Raw genomic sequence first — 15,816 nt, 5'->3', positions numbered from 1 at the left:
CGGGGTCAGGCGAACAGGCGCTGCAGGCGCTGCACGCCCTCGAGCAGCTGGTCATCCCCCAGCGCGTACGACAGGCGCAGGTATCCCGAGGGGCCGAAGGCCTCACCCGGCACCACGGCCACCTCGGCCTGGTCGAGGATGAGGTCGGCGAGCTCGAGCGACGTCGTCGGGGTCACGCCACCCCAGGTGCGGCCGAGCAGGCCCTGCACATCGGGGTACACGTAGAAGGCGCCCAGCGGGTTCGGCACACGCATGCCGTCGATCTTCGACAGCTCCGACACGATGAGTCGGCGACGACGGTCGAACGCCTCACGCATCTGCTCGGCCTCGGTCTGCGGGCCGTTGAGTGCGGCGACGGCCGCCTTCTGCGCGACGTTGTTGACGTTGCTGGAGAGGTGCGACTGCAGGTTGCCGGCGATCTTGATGGCATCCGCCGGGCCCACCATCCAGCCCACACGCCAACCGGTCATCGCGTACGTCTTGGCGACACCGTTGACGAGGATCGTCTGGCCGGCGATCTCGGGCAGCGCCTCGACGATCGACATCGCCTTGACACCCTCGTAGGTGAGGTTCTGGTAGATCTCGTCGCTGATCACCCAGATGCCGTGCTCGAGCGCCCACGCGGCGATCGCGCGGGTCTCTTCGGGCGTGTAGACCGAGCCGGTGGGGTTCGACGGCGAGACGAACACCAGCACGGTGGTGCGGTCGGTGCGTGCGGCCTCGAGCTGCTCGACCGTGACCTTGTAGTCCTGGTCGGCGCCGGCGAAGACCTCCACCGGCACGCCGTCGGCCAGGCGGATCGCCTCGGGGTAGGTCGTCCAGTACGGGGCGGGCAGGAGCACCTCGTCGCCGGGGTTCACCACCGCCTGGAAGGCCTGGTACACCGCCTGCTTGCCGCCGTTGGTCACGATCACCTGGCTGGGGGAGACCTCAAGGCCCGAATCGCGCAGCGTCTTGGCCGCGACAGCCTCGCGCAGCACCGGCAGGCCGCCCGCGGGCGTGTAGCGGTAGCTGGCGGGATCGGCGAGAGCCTCGGCCGCGGCATCCACGATGAACTGCGGCGTGGCGAAGTCGGGCTCGCCGGCGGCATAGGAGATCACCGGCTTGCCCTCGGCCTTGAGGGCTTTGGCCTTGGCATCCACCTTGAGGGTGGCCGACTCGGCGATGGCGGAGAGCTTGCGAGAGAGAGGAGCGCGTTCAGTCACGACTACGAGCGTACTCGCGTGACCCGCGCCGGACAGGCCCGCAGCGGCATCAAGAAACGGCGATCTTTCGTCGGAGTGCTACGAGGCCAGTCCGTGCGCCTGCGCGACCGCATCCAGCACGATGCGCCCGCCCTGCACGTTGAGTCCCTTTGCGAGCGCCGCGTCGTCGGACGCCGCCTTCTCCCACCCCTTGTTCGCGATCGCCGCCACGTACGGCAGCGTCGCGTTCGTGAGCGCCCGGGTGGCCGTCTCCGGCACCGCACCGGGCATGTTCGCCACGCAGTAGTAGATCGAGTCGTGCACGGCGAAGGTGGGGTCGTCGTGGGTGGTCGGATGCGAACCCTCGAAGCATCCGCCCTGATCGATCGCGATGTCCACGAGCACGGAGCCGGGCTTCATCGTCTCGACCATGGCGTCGGTGACGAGCTTGGGCGCCGCGGCACCGGGGATGAGCACCGAGCCGATCACCAGGTCGGCGTCGCGGAGCTCTTCGGCGATCGTGTACCGGCTCGACGTGCGGGTCTCAAGAGCGCCGCCGTAGCGGTGCTCGAGCTCGCGCAGGCGCGGCAGTGAGATGTCGATGACCGTCACCTTCGACCCCAGGCCCAGGGCGTTCGCCGCGGCGTGCTCGCCGGCGACACCGCCGCCGATCACGACCGTCTTCGCCCGCGGGGTGCCGGCGATGCCACCGAGCAGGGTGCCACGCCCACCGTTCGAGCGCAGCAGGTGATACGAGCCCATGGTGACCGAGAGGCGGCCGGCGATCTCGCTCATCGGCACGAGCAGCGGCAGGCTGCGGTCGGGCAACTGCACGGTCTCGTAGGCGACCGCCGTGGTGCCGGCGGCGACGAGGGCCTCGGTCAATGGCCGGTCGGCCGCCAGGTGCAGGTAGGTGAAGAGAGTGAGGTCGGGGCGGAGGAACCCGTACTCCTGGGCGATCGGTTCCTTCACCTTCAGCAGCAGGTCGGCCGCGCCCCACGCCTCAGCGGCGGTCGCGACGATCTGTGCGCCCGCGGCGCGATAGTCGTCGTCGGTGATGCTCGACCCGAGACCCGCGCCCGCCTGCACGAAGACCTCATGGCCGTCGTGGACGAGCCGGTCGACGCCCGCCGGCGTGAGAGCTACGCGGTTCTCGTTGTTCTTGACCTCGGTGGGCACGCCGATCTTCATCGATCCTCCAAAACTGGGCGCAACAAATCTCCTTCAGAATCGCAGAAACATCGGCAGAGAGACAGGGCATCCGAAGAACATTCGTTCTGTCCCGAAATCCTGAATAATGATTCGCATGGACATGGGCTCACCAGCAGTTTCGCCGAACAGCGTTCAGCCGCTGGACGCGATCGACACGCAGATCGTCGCGCTGCTCACCGCTGACGGACGGATGACGAACGCCGAGCTCGCCGGACGCCTCGGCGTCGCCCCCTCGACCGCGCATGCCCGGCTGCGCGCACTCGTCGAGCGCGGCGTGATCACCGGGTTCCACGCCAGCGTCGACGAGCGGATGCTGGGTGCCGGCCTGCAGGCGATCATCGGAGTGAGCCTGCGCCCCAGCGCGCGCCGTGAGAGCATCGTCGCGTTCGCCGAGCGGGTGCGCGCACTGCCGCAGGTGATTCAGGTGTTCTTCCTCGGCGGCGACGACGACTTCCTGCTGCACATCGCTGTGGCGGACTCGTCGCAGATGCGGGAGTTCGTGCTCGAGCACCTCTCAGCGCAGAGCAGCGTGGCATCCACCCGCACGAGCGTCGTGTTCGACTACCACCGCAACGCGGTCGCGGCGTCGTTCCTCTGACGCGTCCGGCTCGCCGGTCAGGCGCTGTAGGCGGCGGGGAGGGCGCAGTAGTCGGCGAAGCGCCGAGTGGGATGGGCAGGGTCGGTGACGTCGATGAGGACGGATGCCGCGGTGTGCGGCTGTTCATCGCCGGCGAGCTGCCACACGCTGAAGTTCCACAGGCCGCGGGCGCTCGGTGTCAGCAGCGCCGCCGGGCCGGACGCGACGAGCACGCGGTCCGCGGTGCGGTCGGTGCGGAACGCGGCAATCGGCCCGTCGCGCAGGGCGCCTTCGTCGCCATCGTCGGAGTGCGTGCGCTCGATGGTCTGTCCCGCACGGGCGAGAGCGGCGGCGAGCTCATCTGCGGCAGCCGTCGAGCGGGAGGCATCCGTTCCCGCGACCCCGATCAGGCGACCACCTCGCGGGTACAGGTGCAGGAACTCCGTTGCCACGTCGTCCCAGACGCTTGCGGCATCCGTCTTCTCACGCATGTGCCCAGGCTACGCCCTGGGCGCGCACCGGTCACCGTTCGACGAGCACGCCGTCTTCATCGGCGAACAGGCGTGCGCCGGGGCGGAACACCACGCCGTCGATCGTGACGGCCTCATCCACGACGCCGACACCCTCCTTCGCACTCTTGCGCGGATTCGTGCCGAGCGCTTTCACCCCGAGGGGCAGCTCGGCGATCGCCACGCTGTCGCGAATCGCGCCGTGGATGAGCACGCCCGCCCACCCGCTGTCGACCGCGCTCTGCGCGATGAGGTCTCCCATCAGCGCGGTCTGCAGCGATCCGCCGCCGTCGACCACGAGCACCGCGCCGTCGCCGGGCGTCGCCAGCACGCTCTTGACCAGTGCGTTGTCCTCGAAGCAACGCACCGTGCGGATCGGGCCCGCGAAGCGAGGATGCCCGCCGAAGGAACGCAGTTGCAGGGCGAGGGATTGCAGGGCGTCGCCGTGCTCGTCATAGAGGTCGGCGGTCGGGATCATGGGGTCTCCTTCGGTGGTGACGCTTCGACAGGCTCAGCGACCCAATGGCGACAGGCTCAGCGACCCGTGTGGTTTCTGGGTCCCTGAGCCTGTCGAAGGGTGCAGCCGTGTCAGCTGAACTGGTTCATCGTGTTGTGCTGACCGCCCGCCTTGAGGGCGGCGTCGCCGGCGAAGTACTCCTTGTGGTTGTCGCCGAGGTCGCTGCCGGCCATGTTCTGGTGCTTGACCGTGGCGATGCCGCCGCGGATCTCCCGCCGCTGCACGCCCTTGACGTAGGCGAGCATGCCCTCGTCGCCGAAGTAGCCCTGGGCCAGATCATCGGTCGACAGCGCCGCCGTGTGGTACGTCGGCAGCGTGATGAGGTGGTGGAAGATTCCGGCGCGAGCCGACCCGTCGCGCTGGAACGTGCGGATCTTCTCGTCGGCGAGGCGCCCGAGCTCGGTGTCGTCGTAGTCCACGCTCATCAGCGCGGCACGGTCGTACGCCGAGACGTCGGCCCCCTGCTCGACGAGCTGGTCGTAGGCCTGCTGACGGAAGTTCAGCGTCCAGTTGAACGAGGGGCTGTTGTTGTAGACGAGCTTGGCGTTCGGGATCTCTTCACGGATGGCGTCGACCATGCCGGCGATCTGCTCGACGTGCGGCTTCTCGGTCTCGATCCACAGCAGGTCTGCTCCGTTGCGCAGCGACGTGATGCAGTCGAGCACCACGCGGGCCTCGCCGGTGCCGGGACGGAACTGGTAAAGGTTGCTGGCCAGGCGCTTGGGGCGCAGCAACTTGCCGTCGCGCTTGATCACGACATCGCCGTTGCCGAGCTCGGCCTCCGAGATCTCCTCGACGTCGAGGAAGGAGTTGTACTGGTCGCCCAGATCGCCCGGCTCGTTCGTCACGGCGAGCTTCTGGGTGAGACCGGCACCCAGCGAGTCGGTGCGGGCGACGATGATGCCGTTGTCGATGCCGAGCTCGAGGAACGCGTAGCGGACCGCGTTGATCTTGGCCAGGAAGTCCTCGTGCGGCACGGTGACCTTGCCGTCCTGGTGGCCGCACTGCTTCTCGTCCGAGACCTGGTTCTCGATCTGGATGGCGCAGGCGCCGGCCTCGATCATCTTCTTGGCCAGCAGGTACGTCGCCTCGGGGTTGCCGAAGCCGGCGTCGATGTCGGCGATGATCGGCACCACGTGGGTCTCGTAGTTGTCGATCTGTGACTGGATGAACTCCACCGCGGTGTCGTCGCCGCCGGCACGAGCCGCGTCGAGCTGCGTGAAGAGCAGGTCGAGCTCGCGGGCATCCGCCTGGCGCAGGAACGTGTAGAGCTCTTCGATGAGCGCGGGGACCGCGGTCTTCTCGTGCATCGACTGATCAGGCAGCGGACCGAACTCCGACCGCAGCGCGGCGACCATCCAGCCCGACAGGTACAGGTACCGCTTGTTCGTGGACTTCAGGTGCTTCTTGATCGAGATGAGCTTCTGCTGCCCGATGAAGCCGTGCCACACGCCGAGCGACTGGGTGTAGACCGACGAGTCGGCGTCGTACTCGTCCATGTCGCGGCGCATGATGTCGGCGGTGTACTGCGCGATCTCGAGTCCCGTGCGGAACCGGTTCTGCGCCCGCATCCGTGCGGCCGCCTCGGGGTCGATGGCGCGCCAGGCGGAGCCGTGGGTCTGGGTGAGCGACCGGATCGCGTCGATGTCGTTCTGGTACGTGGTCATGTCATGCCTCTTCTGGTGGGGATGGTGGATCGGGTCTGTGGTGGCTCAGTCGGTCTCGACGAGGTAGCGGTTGTACGCACCGAGGGTGAGAAAGGTGGGGAATTCCTCGCGCAGCGCGACCTCGCGGAAGATCTCGGCGGCGTCGTCAAACCGGTCGCCCTCCGAACGCGGCGCCGCATCGAGCACCTCGCGGATGAGGCCTTCGACGTACTCGCTCGTGATCGGGGTGCCCTCCTCGGTGGTGCGGTCCTGGTGGATCCACTGCCACACCTGCGACCGGCTGATCTCGGCGGTCGCGGCATCCTCCATGAGGTTGTCGATCGCGACGGCGCCCAGTCCGCGCAGCCAGGCCTCGAGGTAGCGGATGGCCACCGAGACGTTGTCGCGCACACCCTGGGCCGTGATCGGGCGGCCGATGTGCAGATCCAGCAGGTCGGATGCCGCCACGTGCACATCAGGTCGCTGGCGGTCGACCTGGTTCGGGCGGTCGCCGAGCACGGCGTCGAACTCGGCCTGCGCCGTCGGGATGAGGTCGGGGTGGGCCACCCAGGTGCCGTCGAAGCCGTCGCCGGCCTCGCGCTTCTTGTCGGCGGCGACCTTCGAGATCGCCCGCGCCGTCACCTCGGGGTCGCGGCGGTTGGGGATGAACGCGCTCATGCCGCCGATCGCGTAGGCGCCGCGCTTGTGGCAGGTCTGCACGAGCAGGTCGGTGTAGGCGCGCATGAACGGGACGGTCATCGTCACCTCGCTGCGGTCGGGCAGCACGAACCGAGCGCCGCGCCCGCGGTAGTTCTTGATGATCGAGAAGATGTAGTCCCAGCGTCCGGCGTTCAGGCCCGCGCAGTGGTCGCGCAGCTCGTAGAGGATCTCGTCCATCTCGAACGCCGCCGGCAGCGTCTCGATCAGCACCGTTGCGCGGATCGTGCCGTGCGGAATGCCGATGTACTCCTCGGCGAAGGAGAACACGTCGTCCCACAGCTTGGCTTCGTCGCTGGACTCGAGCTTTGCGATGTAGAAGTACGGACCGCGGCCGCCGTCGATCAGGGCCTGCGCGTTGTGCAGGAAGTAGAGGCCGAAGTCGACCAGCGAACCGGATGCCGCGGTGGTGCGGCCCACGCGGTCGACGAACTCGATGTGCTTCTCGGGCAGGTGCCAGCCCCGCGGGCGCATCACGATCGTGGGCGTCCGCTCAGCGGTGACGCGGTATTCCTTGCCCTCGGGTGAGGTGTAGCTGAGCTCGCCGCGGATCGCGTCGCGCAGCGAGAGCTGGCCCTCGATCACGTTGCGCCAGGTGGGGCTGGTGGCGTCTTCCTGATCGGCCAGCCAGACGCGAGCGCCCGAGTTGAGCGCGTTGATGGTCATCTTCGGGTCGGTCGGGCCGGTGATCTCCACGCGGCGGTCCTCGAGGCCGGGCCCGGCTCCGGCGACCTGCCAGTCGGCGTCCTCGCGGATGTGCGCGGTGTCGTCGCGGAAGCGCGGGTCGTGGCCGTTGCCGATCTCGAAGCGCCGGCGCATGCGGTCGGCGAGCCGGTCGTGCCGGCGGGAGGCGAATCGGTGGTGCAGCTCGGCGAGGAAGGCGATGGCCTCCGGGGTGAGGATCTCGTCATAGCGCTCGCGGAGGGGGCCGGTGACCGTGATCGACGGGCCCTGCTGCGCCGTGGGAACCGGGGCGGTGATGGTGGGGGTGCTCATGATCGGTGACCTTTCTCCGTCGAATGATCTGGCGGTGTGCCGGGTGGCTTGGTTCCACCTTGAGTGAAGTTCCGCGGCCCTCCTGGCCAAATCAGAGGAGAAGTTTGCTCGAATTTCTGTTTCTGTGACAGACTCGCGGCCATGGACGAGGAATCTGACGCGCTCACGATCGGCCGCCGCATCCGCCAGCTGCGCACCGCGCGCGGTCTCACCCTGGAGGAACTGGCCACGGCGATCGGCCGCGCCCCCAGTCAGCTGTCGATGTTCGAGACCGGAAAGCGCGAGCCCAAGCTGACCCTGCTGCAGGCGATCGCGAAGGCGCTCGGCACCACGATCGACGCACTGCTCGAGGGCGAGCCGCTCGATGAGCGCAGCAGCATGGAGATCACCCTGGAACGCGCGATGAAGGGGCAGACCTTTCAAGCGCTGGGCATCTCCCCGTTCCGCATCGCGAAGTCGGTGCCCTCCGAGGCGCTCGCCGCCATGCTGGCGTTGCACGGCGAGATCGAGCGGCTCCGCGATGAGCGGGCAGCCACCCCCGAAGAGGCCAGGCGCGCCAACGTCGAACTGCGCCACCTCATGCGCACACAGGACAACCACTTCGCCGATCTCGAGGCCAAGGCCGCCGAGATCCTCGCCGCTGTGCGGCATCCGGGCGGGCCGCTCACCCAGCGCACGGCCTCAGAGATCGCCGCCCACCTCGGGTTCACGCTGCACTACGCGCCCGACCTGCCGCAGACCACCCGCAGCGTCGCCGACCTCGCCAACGGGCGGCTGTACCTCTCCAGCAGCATCCCGGCCAAGGGTGACGCCCGCACGGCCGTGCTGCAGGCGTTGTCCAGTCGCATGCTCGGCCATGCCGAACCGCGCAGCTACGCGGAATTCCTGCGGCAACGTGTCGAGACGAACTACCTCACCGGGGCCCTGCTCGTGCCGGAAGCGCACGTGGTGCCGATGTTGGCGGATGCCAAGGCGCGTCGCGCCATCTCGATCGAAGACATCCGCGACACGTACTCCGTGTCGTACGAGACCGCCGCGCACCGGTTCACCAACCTCGCCACCCGCCACCTCGACATCCCGGTGCACTTCCTCAAGGTGCACGAATCCGGCACGATCACCAAGGCGTACGAGAACGACGATGTGAACTTCCCCACCGACCGCCTGGGCGCCATCGAGGGCCAGATGTGCTGCCGCAAGTGGACCAGCCGGGTCGTGTTCGACGTGGAAGACCGGTTCAACCCCTACTACCAGTACACCGACACCGGCAACGGCACCTACTGGTGCACAGCGCGCGTGGAGCCCTCCAGCGAGGGACTGCACTCGGTGAGCGTGGGCGTGCGATTCGACGACACGCGCTGGTTCGTCGGGCGCGACACCCCGAACCGCGGCGTGTCCAAGCATTCGGTCGAGACATGCTGTCGTCGGGCACCCGCCGATCTCGAGGAGCGCTGGCGCGAGAACTCCTGGCCCAACGTGAAGACGCCGCGCACACTGCTGGCGACCCTGCCCACCGGTGCCTTCCCTGGCGTGGACACGACCGACGTCTACGAGTTCCTCGAGGCGCACGCTCCGGTGTGACGCGGGTCTCTCACTCCGCCGTGCGCAGTGCCGCCCACAGTTCGGCGCGCGCCGGGAACGACGACAGGTCGGCATCCAGCAGGGTTCCGGCCTGCGCGATGCGCGAGCGCAAGGTGTGACGGTGGATGCCGAGCGCGGCGGCGGCGCTCTCGATGCCGGCGTCGTGTTCGAGCCACACGGTCAGGGTGCGCTCCAGCTCGGCGCCGGAGGCCGCATCGTGCTCGCGCACCGGGGCGAGCCGGGTCTGCGCGATCAGGCGGGCCTCATCGGTGGCCAGCGCGTCGAGCACGCCGCCCGAGGCGGCATCCGCATACCGGGTGACGCCGGGGCCGCTCGAGCGCCGCAGGGCGGTCTGAGCCTGCGCATGCGCCTGCGAGAACCGTCCGTAGTCCCACGCTCCCGACAGGCCCACGGGTGCTCCCAGCTGGGCGGCCAGGTCGTCGATGGCGCCGGCATCCTCGGCCGACACGCAGATCGTCAGACCGTCGGGCCCCTCGGCGAGAAAGGCGGCGGTGCCGGTCTCCGCGCGTCGCCGATCCCACCATTCGATCGCCGTGCTCGCGCGAGCGCTGTCGGCGAGGGCGACCACCACGGGTGCGTGGGGGAGCGAACCGAGCACGCGTCGCGCCAGCGTCGGATCGTCTCCGAGGAGCGACCCGAGCAGCTGGGTGTGCAGGCGGCGTCGCGCCCGTGACAGCTGCTCGCTCTGTTCCAGAGCGAGGCCCGCCATCGCGATCACCGACGTCACCACGGCCCGTGTCTCGGGGTCAAGGGCGGTCGCGGCAATCGCGATCACCCCGCGCAGGTGGCCCGTGCGCCCCACCGTGAACAGGGTGTACGCCTGCTCGGCGCTCTCGGTCGTGCGGCTGGCGGCGCCGCCGCGGGCGAGCAGGTCGCTCACCGCCGGTGCCACCTCGGCGGCGTCGTGCGATGCCGCCGGATGCTGATGCACGGGCGATCCGGAGGCGTCGAACATGCCGACCCAGCAGCCGAGCCGCCGCGACAGCTCGGCGAGCGTCGGCTCGAGCCCCCGCGGGCGCAGCGCCGCCACGGCCAGCGCGCGCTGTGCTTCGAGGGCCCAGGTGCGGCGGGCGTAGGCCTCGGCGGCGATCGCTTCGGCGTGTGCGCGGGCGATCGCCAGGAAGGGGATGTCGTAGGGCACCTCGAATAGCGCTAAGCCATGCGCCAGGCACGCCTCGACGAGCTCCTCCGGCACACCACTGCGGTGCACCCCAGAGCCGAAGCCGAGGCCGAGGACGCCGCGGCGGGCGAGCCGGGCGACGTAGGCCGCGACATCCGTCGCGGCCGAGAACTGCGTGCCGGTGGTCAACAGCACGAGATCATCAGCCAGAAAGGGTGTCGGATCGGCCAGGTCGGAGTTGTGCACCCAGCGCACCGCGCGATCGAGCGCGCCCTCCGGAAGGTCTTCCTGGGCGGTCACCGCGCGAAGGCGCAGATCCGGTCGCCCGATCAGGGCGCGCAGCGTCGGCGCGGCGGCAGTGTCCATGGCGGAGCCTCTTGATGTACGAATCGGCGAAGTATTCAGCTTGATTGTACGCTCCGGCGAATGCATTCGGAAGGGGTGGCGCCGTAGCCTCACCACATGACCCTCATCGATGAGCCTACGACCGCGCCCATCGGCGGACCCTCCCTCCCGCAGGTCCGTCGCCTCGTCACCGAACTGCCCGGCCCGCGCTCGGCCGAGATCCTCGCCCGCAAGTCGGAGGCCGTCGCGGCCGGCGTCGCGCACTCGATGCCCGTCGTCACCGTCGCCGCCGGCGGGGGAGTGCTCCTCGACGCCGACGGCAACTCCCTGATCGACCTGGGCAGCGGCATCGCCGTCACCTCGGTGGGCAACGCGCACCCCAAGGTCGCCGAGGCCGTCGCCGCTCAGGCCGCACAGTTCACGCACACCTGCTTCATGGTGTCGCCGTACGAGTCGTACGTCGACGTCGCGGAGGCGCTGAACCGCCTCACCCCGGGCGACTTCGCGAAGAAGACCGCGCTGTTCAACTCCGGTGCCGAAGCCGTCGAGAACGCGATCAAGATCGCCCGCAAGCACACCGGCCGCCAGGCTGTCGTCGCCTTCGACCACGGCTACCACGGCCGCACCAACCTCACCATGGCGCTGACCGCCAAGTCGATGCCCTACAAGAGCGGTTTCGGCCCGTTCGCCCCCGAGGTCTACCGCGTCCCCGCCTCCTACCCCTACCGTGACGGACTGACCGGCCCTGAGGCGGCGGCCCTTGCGATCACCCTGATCGAGAAGCAGATCGGCGCCGACAACCTCGCCGCCGTCATCATCGAGCCCATCCAGGGCGAGGGCGGCTTCATCGTTCCGGCCGACGGCTTCCTCGAGGATGTCGTGGCCTGGTGCCGCGACAACGGCGTCGTCTTCATCGCCGACGAGGTGCAGACCGGCTTCGCCCGCACCGGCGCGATGTTCGCCAGCGAGCACTTCGGCATCGAGCCCGACCTCATCACCACGGCCAAGGGCATCGCCGGCGGTCTGCCGCTGGCCGGTGTCACCGGTCGCGCCGACATCATGGATGCCGCGCACGCCGGCGGCCTGGGCGGCACGTACGGCGGCAACCCGATCGCCTGCGCTGCTGCGCTCGCGTCGATCGACGTCTACGAGAACGAAGGCCTGGTCGAGCGGGCCACCGAGATCGGCGCGCTGCTCACCTCTCGCCTGCGGGAGATCCAGCAGGAGGATGCCCGCATCGGTGACATCCGTGGCCACGGTGCCATGATCGCGGCCGAATTCGTCGACCCGGCGACCGGCGCGCCGGATGCCGCCCTCACGTCGGCGGTCGCCAAGGCGGCCATCGCCCAGGGCGTGATCGTGCTCACCTGCGGCACCTTCGGCAACGTCATCCGCTTCCTGCCCCCGCTGGCCATCGGCGACGAGCTGCTCGGCGAGGGCCTCGACGTCATCGCCGCCGCGCTGAAGGCACTCTGAACCACCGGTCGCGGCCCGTATCGGGGGATATCGGGCCGCGACCGGGATACCCTTCCTTCCCCCGACATGCTTCACCCCTGCCACACCAGACAACGAGGAAGTTGACATGAACACTCAGGAGCTCACGCGCGACGTGGTCATCGTCGGTGCCGGAGCGGCGGGCCTCACGGCCGCCAACGAACTGCGCAAAGCCGGCCTCTCGGTCGTCGTGCTCGAAGCGCGCGACCGCGTCGGTGGCCGCCTCTGGACCGACGTCATCGACGGCGCCATGCTCGAGATCGGCGGACAGTGGGTGTCGCCCGATCAGGATGCGCTCATCGAGACGGTCGCCGAACTGGGGCTCGAGACGTACTCGCGCTACCGCGACGGCGACAGCGTCTACATCGGACCCGACGGCGAGCGTCACCGCTTCACCGGCGAGATGTTCCCCGTCTCGCCCGAGACCGAGGCCGTGATCGCTGAGATCACCGAACGCCTCGACGCGATGGTCGCCGAGATCGATCCCGATCGTCCGTGGGAGCACCCGAAGGCGGAGGAGTGGGACCACATCACGTGGGATGCCTGGCTCCGCGCGCAGACCGACGATGACGAGGCCGTCCGCAACCTCGCCTTCGCCACGGGCTCGGCGATGCTCACCAAGCCGACGCACACCTTCTCGCTGCTGCAGTCGCTGCTCATGGCCGCATCCGCCGGTTCGTACTCGAACCTCGTCGACGCCGACTTCATCCTCGACAAGCGCGTCGTCGGCGGTCTGCAGCAGGTGCCGCTGCACCTGGCCGAGCGTCTCGGCGACGACGTGCTGCTGAACCAGCCCGTCCGCACCCTGGAGTGGGGCGACGAGGGCGTGACCGCCTACACCGACGAACTCACCGTGCACGCCCGCCGTGCGATCCTCGCCCTGGCCCCCGTGCTCTACAACCGCATCAGCTTCGTGCCGCCGCTGCCGCGCCGCCAGCACCAGCTGCACCAGCACCTCTCGATGGGCTTCGTGGTCAAGGTGCACGCCGTCTACGACCGCCCGTTCTGGCGTGAGCAGGGCCTGAGCGGCACCGCGTTCAGCCCGTACGAGCTCTCGCACGAGGCGTACGACAACACCAACTACGGCGACGAGCGGGGCACTCTGGTGGGCTTCGTCTCCGACCAGAACGCCGACGACGTCTTCACGCTCTCCGCCGAGGAGCGCAAGGAGCGCATCCTCGAATCCCTCTCGCACTACTACGGGCCCGAGGCGAAGAACCCGATCGTGTACTACGAAAGCGACTGGGGCAGCGAGGAGTGGACCCGCGGCGCCTACGCGGCCAGCTTCGACATGGGTGGCCTGCACCGCTACGGCGCCGACCTGCGCACCCCCGTCGGCCCGATCAGCTTCGCCTGCAGCGACATGGCCGGTGCCGGGTACCAGCACGTCGACGGTGCGATCCGCATGGGTCGCCTGGTCGCCGAGCAGATCGTGGAAGCAGCACGGGCATGACCGGCTCGGTCGTCGTCGGCTACACCGCGACGGATGCCGGCGCGGATGCGGTGGCCCTCGGCACCCGCCTCGCGCGCTGCCTGAAGGCTGATCTGCACCTGGTCATCGTGATGCCGGTGGAGGGCACCCGCAATGCGGCCGTCGCCCCCGAGCGGGCGTACGAGGAGTACATCCGCACGCAGGGCAGGGAATGGCTCGCCGAGGCGATGACCGCCATCCCCGCCGACATCGTCCGGCATGGGCATGTGCGCTTCTCGGAGTCGTTCGCCGCCGGCCTCATCGCCGCCGGTGAGGAGTTCGACGCTCGCCTGATCGTGATCGGCGCCGCCGGCGGCGGTCTGTTCGGCCGCCACCGCCTCGGCAGCGTGGCATCCGAGCTGCTGCACTCGTCGACGATTCCCGTCGCGCTCGCCCCCGCGGGCACCGCCGCCGGACTGAACAGCCTGGCCCCGATCGGCCGCATCACGGTCGCGATCGGCACCCGCCCCGGCGCCGACGCCCTGCTCGATGAGGCCGTCACGCTGGCCACGGATGCCGGCAGTGCGCTGCGTCTGGTCTCGCTGGTGCCCTTCGATGCCCCGCCCGGGCTCGACACCGGTGAGATCCGTCAGATCGGCGCCACCCATGGCGGCGATGTCCTCAGCACGGCCAAGGCGGCACTGCCCGCCGAGGTCGAGGTCATCGTCGAGCAGGCGCCCGGCGACAGTGTCGAGGATGCCGTCGCTCACCTGCCCTGGCAGGAAGGCGAGGTCATGCTCGTCGGCTCCAGCCGGCTCGCCCAGCCCCGCCGGCTTTTCCTCGGATCGACCGCAGCGAAGATGCTGCACGTCCTTCCCGTCCCGATGATCGTCGTCCCGCGCACCCGCGCCGAAGCAGGAGTCCGTCCATGAGCAACACTGATCGGGCAATGGGGCCCGAATCGCCGGTCACCACCGGCATCTCCCGCAAGGGACTGAGCGTCGGCACCGTTGGCGTGCTCGGCGCCGTCGTCATCGGCATCGCCACGATCGCACCGGCCTACACCCTCACGGCCTCGCTCGGTCCGACCGTCGCCGAAGTCGGCACCCAGGTGCCCGCGATCATCCTCGTCGGCTTCATCCCGATGCTGCTGACCGCGTTCGGATACCGCGAGCTGAACCGCGCCATGCCCGACTCCGGCACCTCGTTCACCTGGGGTGTGCGGGCCTTCGGCCCGTGGATCGGCTGGATGACGGGATGGGGCCTGATCGCCGCGACCGTCATCGTGCTGTCGAACCTCGCCGGCATCGCCGTCGAGTTCCTGTTCCTGCTCATCGCCCAGCTCAGCGGCAACGAGGCCATCGCCGACCTGGCGTTCAACCCCATCATCAACGTCGTGGTCTGCCTGCTGTTCATGCTCGGCGCGACGCTCGTGTCGTACCGCGACATGCAGACCACGCAGCGCTTCCAGTACATCCTCGTCGGCTTCCAGCTCGTCGTGCTCGTGCTGTTCGCGACCGTGGCCATCATCAAGGCCCTCGACGGTGAGGCACCCGACCCCACCGCCTTCTCGTGGTCCTGGTTCAACCCGTTCGAGGTGCCCACCTTCAGCGCCTTCGCCGCCGGTCTGTCGCTGTCCATCTTCATCTTCTGGGGCTGGGACGTCGTGCTCACCATGAACGAGGAGACCAAGGATCCCGAGCGCACCCCCGGTCGCGCCGCGATGCTCACGGTCATCATCGTCGTGAGCCTCTACCTGCTGCTCGCCGTCGGCCTGATCATGTTCGCCGGTGTCGGCACCGGGCCGCTGGGACTTGCCAACGAGGACATCTCGGCGAACGTCTTCTTCGCGCTCTCCGACCCCGTGCTCGGTCCGCTGGCGTTCCTGGTCTCGCTCGCCGTGCTCTCCAGCTCGGCCGCCTCGCTGCAGTCGACGGCGGTGGGCCCTGCCCGCACCCTGCTGGCGATGGGGCACTACGGCGCCCTGCCGAAGAAGTTCGCCGCGGTGAGCCCGCGGTTCTTCACCCCCGGCTACGCCACCATCGTCTCGGCGATCGTCGCCTCGGTGTTCTACGCCGTCATGCGTCTGGTCAGCGAGAACGTGCTCACCGACACGATCCTGTCGCTGGGCATGATGATCTGCTTCTACTACGGCCTGACCGCCTTCGCCTGCGTGTGGTACTTCCGCAAGCAGTGGTTCGACTCGGCGCGCAGCTTCTTCTTCACGTTCCTGTTCCCGCTGGTCGGCGGCGGCATCCTCGCGGTGCTGTTCGTGACGACCCTGATCGACTCGATGGACCCCGAGTACGGCAGCGGATCGAGCATCGGCGGCGTCGGGCTCGTGTTCATCCTCGGTGTCACGGTGATCGTCGCCGGCATCGCCATCATGATCTGGCAGTCGATCCGTCGCCCTGCCTTCTTCCGTGGCGAGACGCTGAGCATGGACGCCCCGCCCAGCGCCCGCCGGCGCTGACCCTCCCCTCCACAGA

The 15,816-nt window shown here is 69.0% G+C and carries 13 protein-coding genes; 6 read left to right on the top strand and 7 right to left on the bottom strand.

What is annotated here, in order from left to right; translation table 11 throughout:
* Nucleotides 1-5: 5 nt before the first annotated feature.
* Together WDU93_RS00370 and ald are read right to left on the bottom strand one after the other, a co-directional pair.
* Entirely contained in the window at nt 6-1,205 is a 1,200-nt protein-coding gene (locus WDU93_RS00370) for a pyridoxal phosphate-dependent aminotransferase (protein ID WP_337316194.1), read from the bottom strand.
* 78 nt (nt 1,206-1,283) lie between these two features.
* Entirely contained in the window at nt 1,284-2,375 is a 1,092-nt protein-coding gene (gene ald / locus WDU93_RS00365) for an alanine dehydrogenase (RefSeq protein WP_337316192.1), read from the bottom strand.
* Nucleotides 2,376-2,496: 121 nt separating this feature from the next.
* On the opposite strand from ald, the gene WDU93_RS00360 reads away from it, so the two are divergent.
* Nucleotides 2,497-2,994 carry an Lrp/AsnC family transcriptional regulator gene (locus WDU93_RS00360; RefSeq protein WP_337316190.1) on the top strand — a complete coding sequence of 166 codons (498 nt, stop codon included), beginning with the start codon at nt 2,497-2,499 and terminating at the stop codon, nt 2,992-2,994.
* Between the two features lie 17 nt (nt 2,995-3,011).
* Here the strand turns inward: WDU93_RS00360 and WDU93_RS00355 are convergent, their stop codons facing one another.
* From WDU93_RS00355 to aceB, 4 genes are all read right to left on the bottom strand, one after another.
* Nucleotides 3,012-3,464, bottom strand: coding sequence for a hypothetical protein (locus WDU93_RS00355; RefSeq protein WP_337316187.1), 453 nt, complete (start codon nt 3,462-3,464; stop codon nt 3,012-3,014).
* 31 nt (nt 3,465-3,495) lie between these two features.
* Nucleotides 3,496-3,960 (bottom strand): ribonuclease E activity regulator RraA, encoded by a 465-nt coding sequence (gene rraA / locus WDU93_RS00350; RefSeq protein ID WP_337316185.1) that lies wholly within the window; start codon nt 3,958-3,960, stop codon nt 3,496-3,498.
* A gap of 110 nt (nt 3,961-4,070) precedes the next feature.
* A complete protein-coding gene (locus WDU93_RS00345; RefSeq protein ID WP_337316183.1) occupies nt 4,071-5,666 on the bottom strand; it encodes an isocitrate lyase in 1,596 nt (531 codons plus the stop codon).
* A gap of 45 nt (nt 5,667-5,711) precedes the next feature.
* Nucleotides 5,712-7,358, bottom strand: a complete 1,647-nt coding sequence (gene aceB, locus WDU93_RS00340) for a malate synthase A (protein ID WP_337316181.1) — start codon at nt 7,356-7,358, stop codon at nt 5,712-5,714.
* Nucleotides 7,359-7,499: 141 nt separating this feature from the next.
* Between aceB and WDU93_RS00335 the strand changes: the two genes are divergently transcribed.
* Nucleotides 7,500-8,936 (top strand): helix-turn-helix domain-containing protein, encoded by a 1,437-nt coding sequence (locus tag WDU93_RS00335; RefSeq protein WP_337316179.1) that lies wholly within the window; start codon nt 7,500-7,502, stop codon nt 8,934-8,936.
* Nucleotides 8,937-8,946: 10 nt separating this feature from the next.
* Here the strand turns inward: WDU93_RS00335 and WDU93_RS00330 are convergent, their stop codons facing one another.
* Nucleotides 8,947-10,443: a PucR family transcriptional regulator gene (locus WDU93_RS00330; protein WP_337316177.1), complete on the bottom strand. Its 1,497-nt coding sequence runs from the start codon at nt 10,441-10,443 to the stop codon at nt 8,947-8,949.
* A 96-nt stretch (nt 10,444-10,539) separates the two neighbouring features.
* Here WDU93_RS00330 and gabT point away from each other — a divergent pair, with 96 nt between their 5' ends.
* From gabT to WDU93_RS00310, 4 genes are all read left to right on the top strand, one after another.
* Nucleotides 10,540-11,898 carry a 4-aminobutyrate--2-oxoglutarate transaminase gene (gene gabT / locus WDU93_RS00325; protein WP_337316175.1) on the top strand — a complete coding sequence of 453 codons (1,359 nt, stop codon included), beginning with the start codon at nt 10,540-10,542 and terminating at the stop codon, nt 11,896-11,898.
* 106 nt (nt 11,899-12,004) lie between these two features.
* Nucleotides 12,005-13,369 (top strand): flavin monoamine oxidase family protein, encoded by a 1,365-nt coding sequence (locus WDU93_RS00320; protein WP_337316173.1) that lies wholly within the window; start codon nt 12,005-12,007, stop codon nt 13,367-13,369.
* Nucleotides 13,366-14,259, top strand: coding sequence for a universal stress protein (locus WDU93_RS00315; protein WP_337316171.1), 894 nt, complete (start codon nt 13,366-13,368; stop codon nt 14,257-14,259). The genes WDU93_RS00320 and WDU93_RS00315 overlap by 4 nt, the downstream gene beginning before the upstream one ends.
* Nucleotides 14,256-15,800 carry an APC family permease gene (locus WDU93_RS00310; RefSeq protein WP_337316169.1) on the top strand — a complete coding sequence of 515 codons (1,545 nt, stop codon included), beginning with the start codon at nt 14,256-14,258 and terminating at the stop codon, nt 15,798-15,800. Before WDU93_RS00315 ends, WDU93_RS00310 begins: the two co-directional genes overlap by 4 nt.
* Nucleotides 15,801-15,816 lie beyond the last annotated feature (16 nt).

The organism is Microbacterium istanbulense, from assembly GCF_037204145.1.
GTDB lineage: Bacteria > Actinomycetota > Actinomycetes > Actinomycetales > Microbacteriaceae > Microbacterium > Microbacterium istanbulense.
Note: the sequence above shows the minus strand (reverse complement) of the source record. Positions and strands in the feature narration are given on the sequence as shown.

What these genes read in the sequence shown, in the direction of transcription:
- ald (WP_337316192.1), bottom strand. Translation starts at nt 2,375, where the DNA reads ATGAAGATCGGCGTGCCCACCGAGGTCAAGAACAACGAGAACCGCGTA.
- WDU93_RS00360 (WP_337316190.1), top strand. Translation starts at nt 2,497, where the DNA reads ATGGGCTCACCAGCAGTTTCGCCGAACAGCGTTCAGCCGCTGGACGCG.
- WDU93_RS00355 (WP_337316187.1), bottom strand. Translation starts at nt 3,464, where the DNA reads ATGCGTGAGAAGACGGATGCCGCAAGCGTCTGGGACGACGTGGCAACG.
- rraA (WP_337316185.1), bottom strand. Translation starts at nt 3,960, where the DNA reads ATGATCCCGACCGCCGACCTCTATGACGAGCACGGCGACGCCCTGCAA.
- WDU93_RS00345 (WP_337316183.1), bottom strand. Translation starts at nt 5,666, where the DNA reads ATGACCACGTACCAGAACGACATCGACGCGATCCGGTCGCTCACCCAG.
- aceB (WP_337316181.1), bottom strand. Translation starts at nt 7,358, where the DNA reads ATGAGCACCCCCACCATCACCGCCCCGGTTCCCACGGCGCAGCAGGGC.
- WDU93_RS00335 (WP_337316179.1), top strand. Translation starts at nt 7,500, where the DNA reads ATGGACGAGGAATCTGACGCGCTCACGATCGGCCGCCGCATCCGCCAG.
- WDU93_RS00330 (WP_337316177.1), bottom strand. Translation starts at nt 10,443, where the DNA reads ATGGACACTGCCGCCGCGCCGACGCTGCGCGCCCTGATCGGGCGACCG.
- gabT (WP_337316175.1), top strand. Translation starts at nt 10,540, where the DNA reads ATGACCCTCATCGATGAGCCTACGACCGCGCCCATCGGCGGACCCTCC.
- WDU93_RS00320 (WP_337316173.1), top strand. Translation starts at nt 12,005, where the DNA reads ATGAACACTCAGGAGCTCACGCGCGACGTGGTCATCGTCGGTGCCGGA.
- WDU93_RS00315 (WP_337316171.1), top strand. Translation starts at nt 13,366, where the DNA reads ATGACCGGCTCGGTCGTCGTCGGCTACACCGCGACGGATGCCGGCGCG.
- WDU93_RS00310 (WP_337316169.1), top strand. Translation starts at nt 14,256, where the DNA reads ATGAGCAACACTGATCGGGCAATGGGGCCCGAATCGCCGGTCACCACC.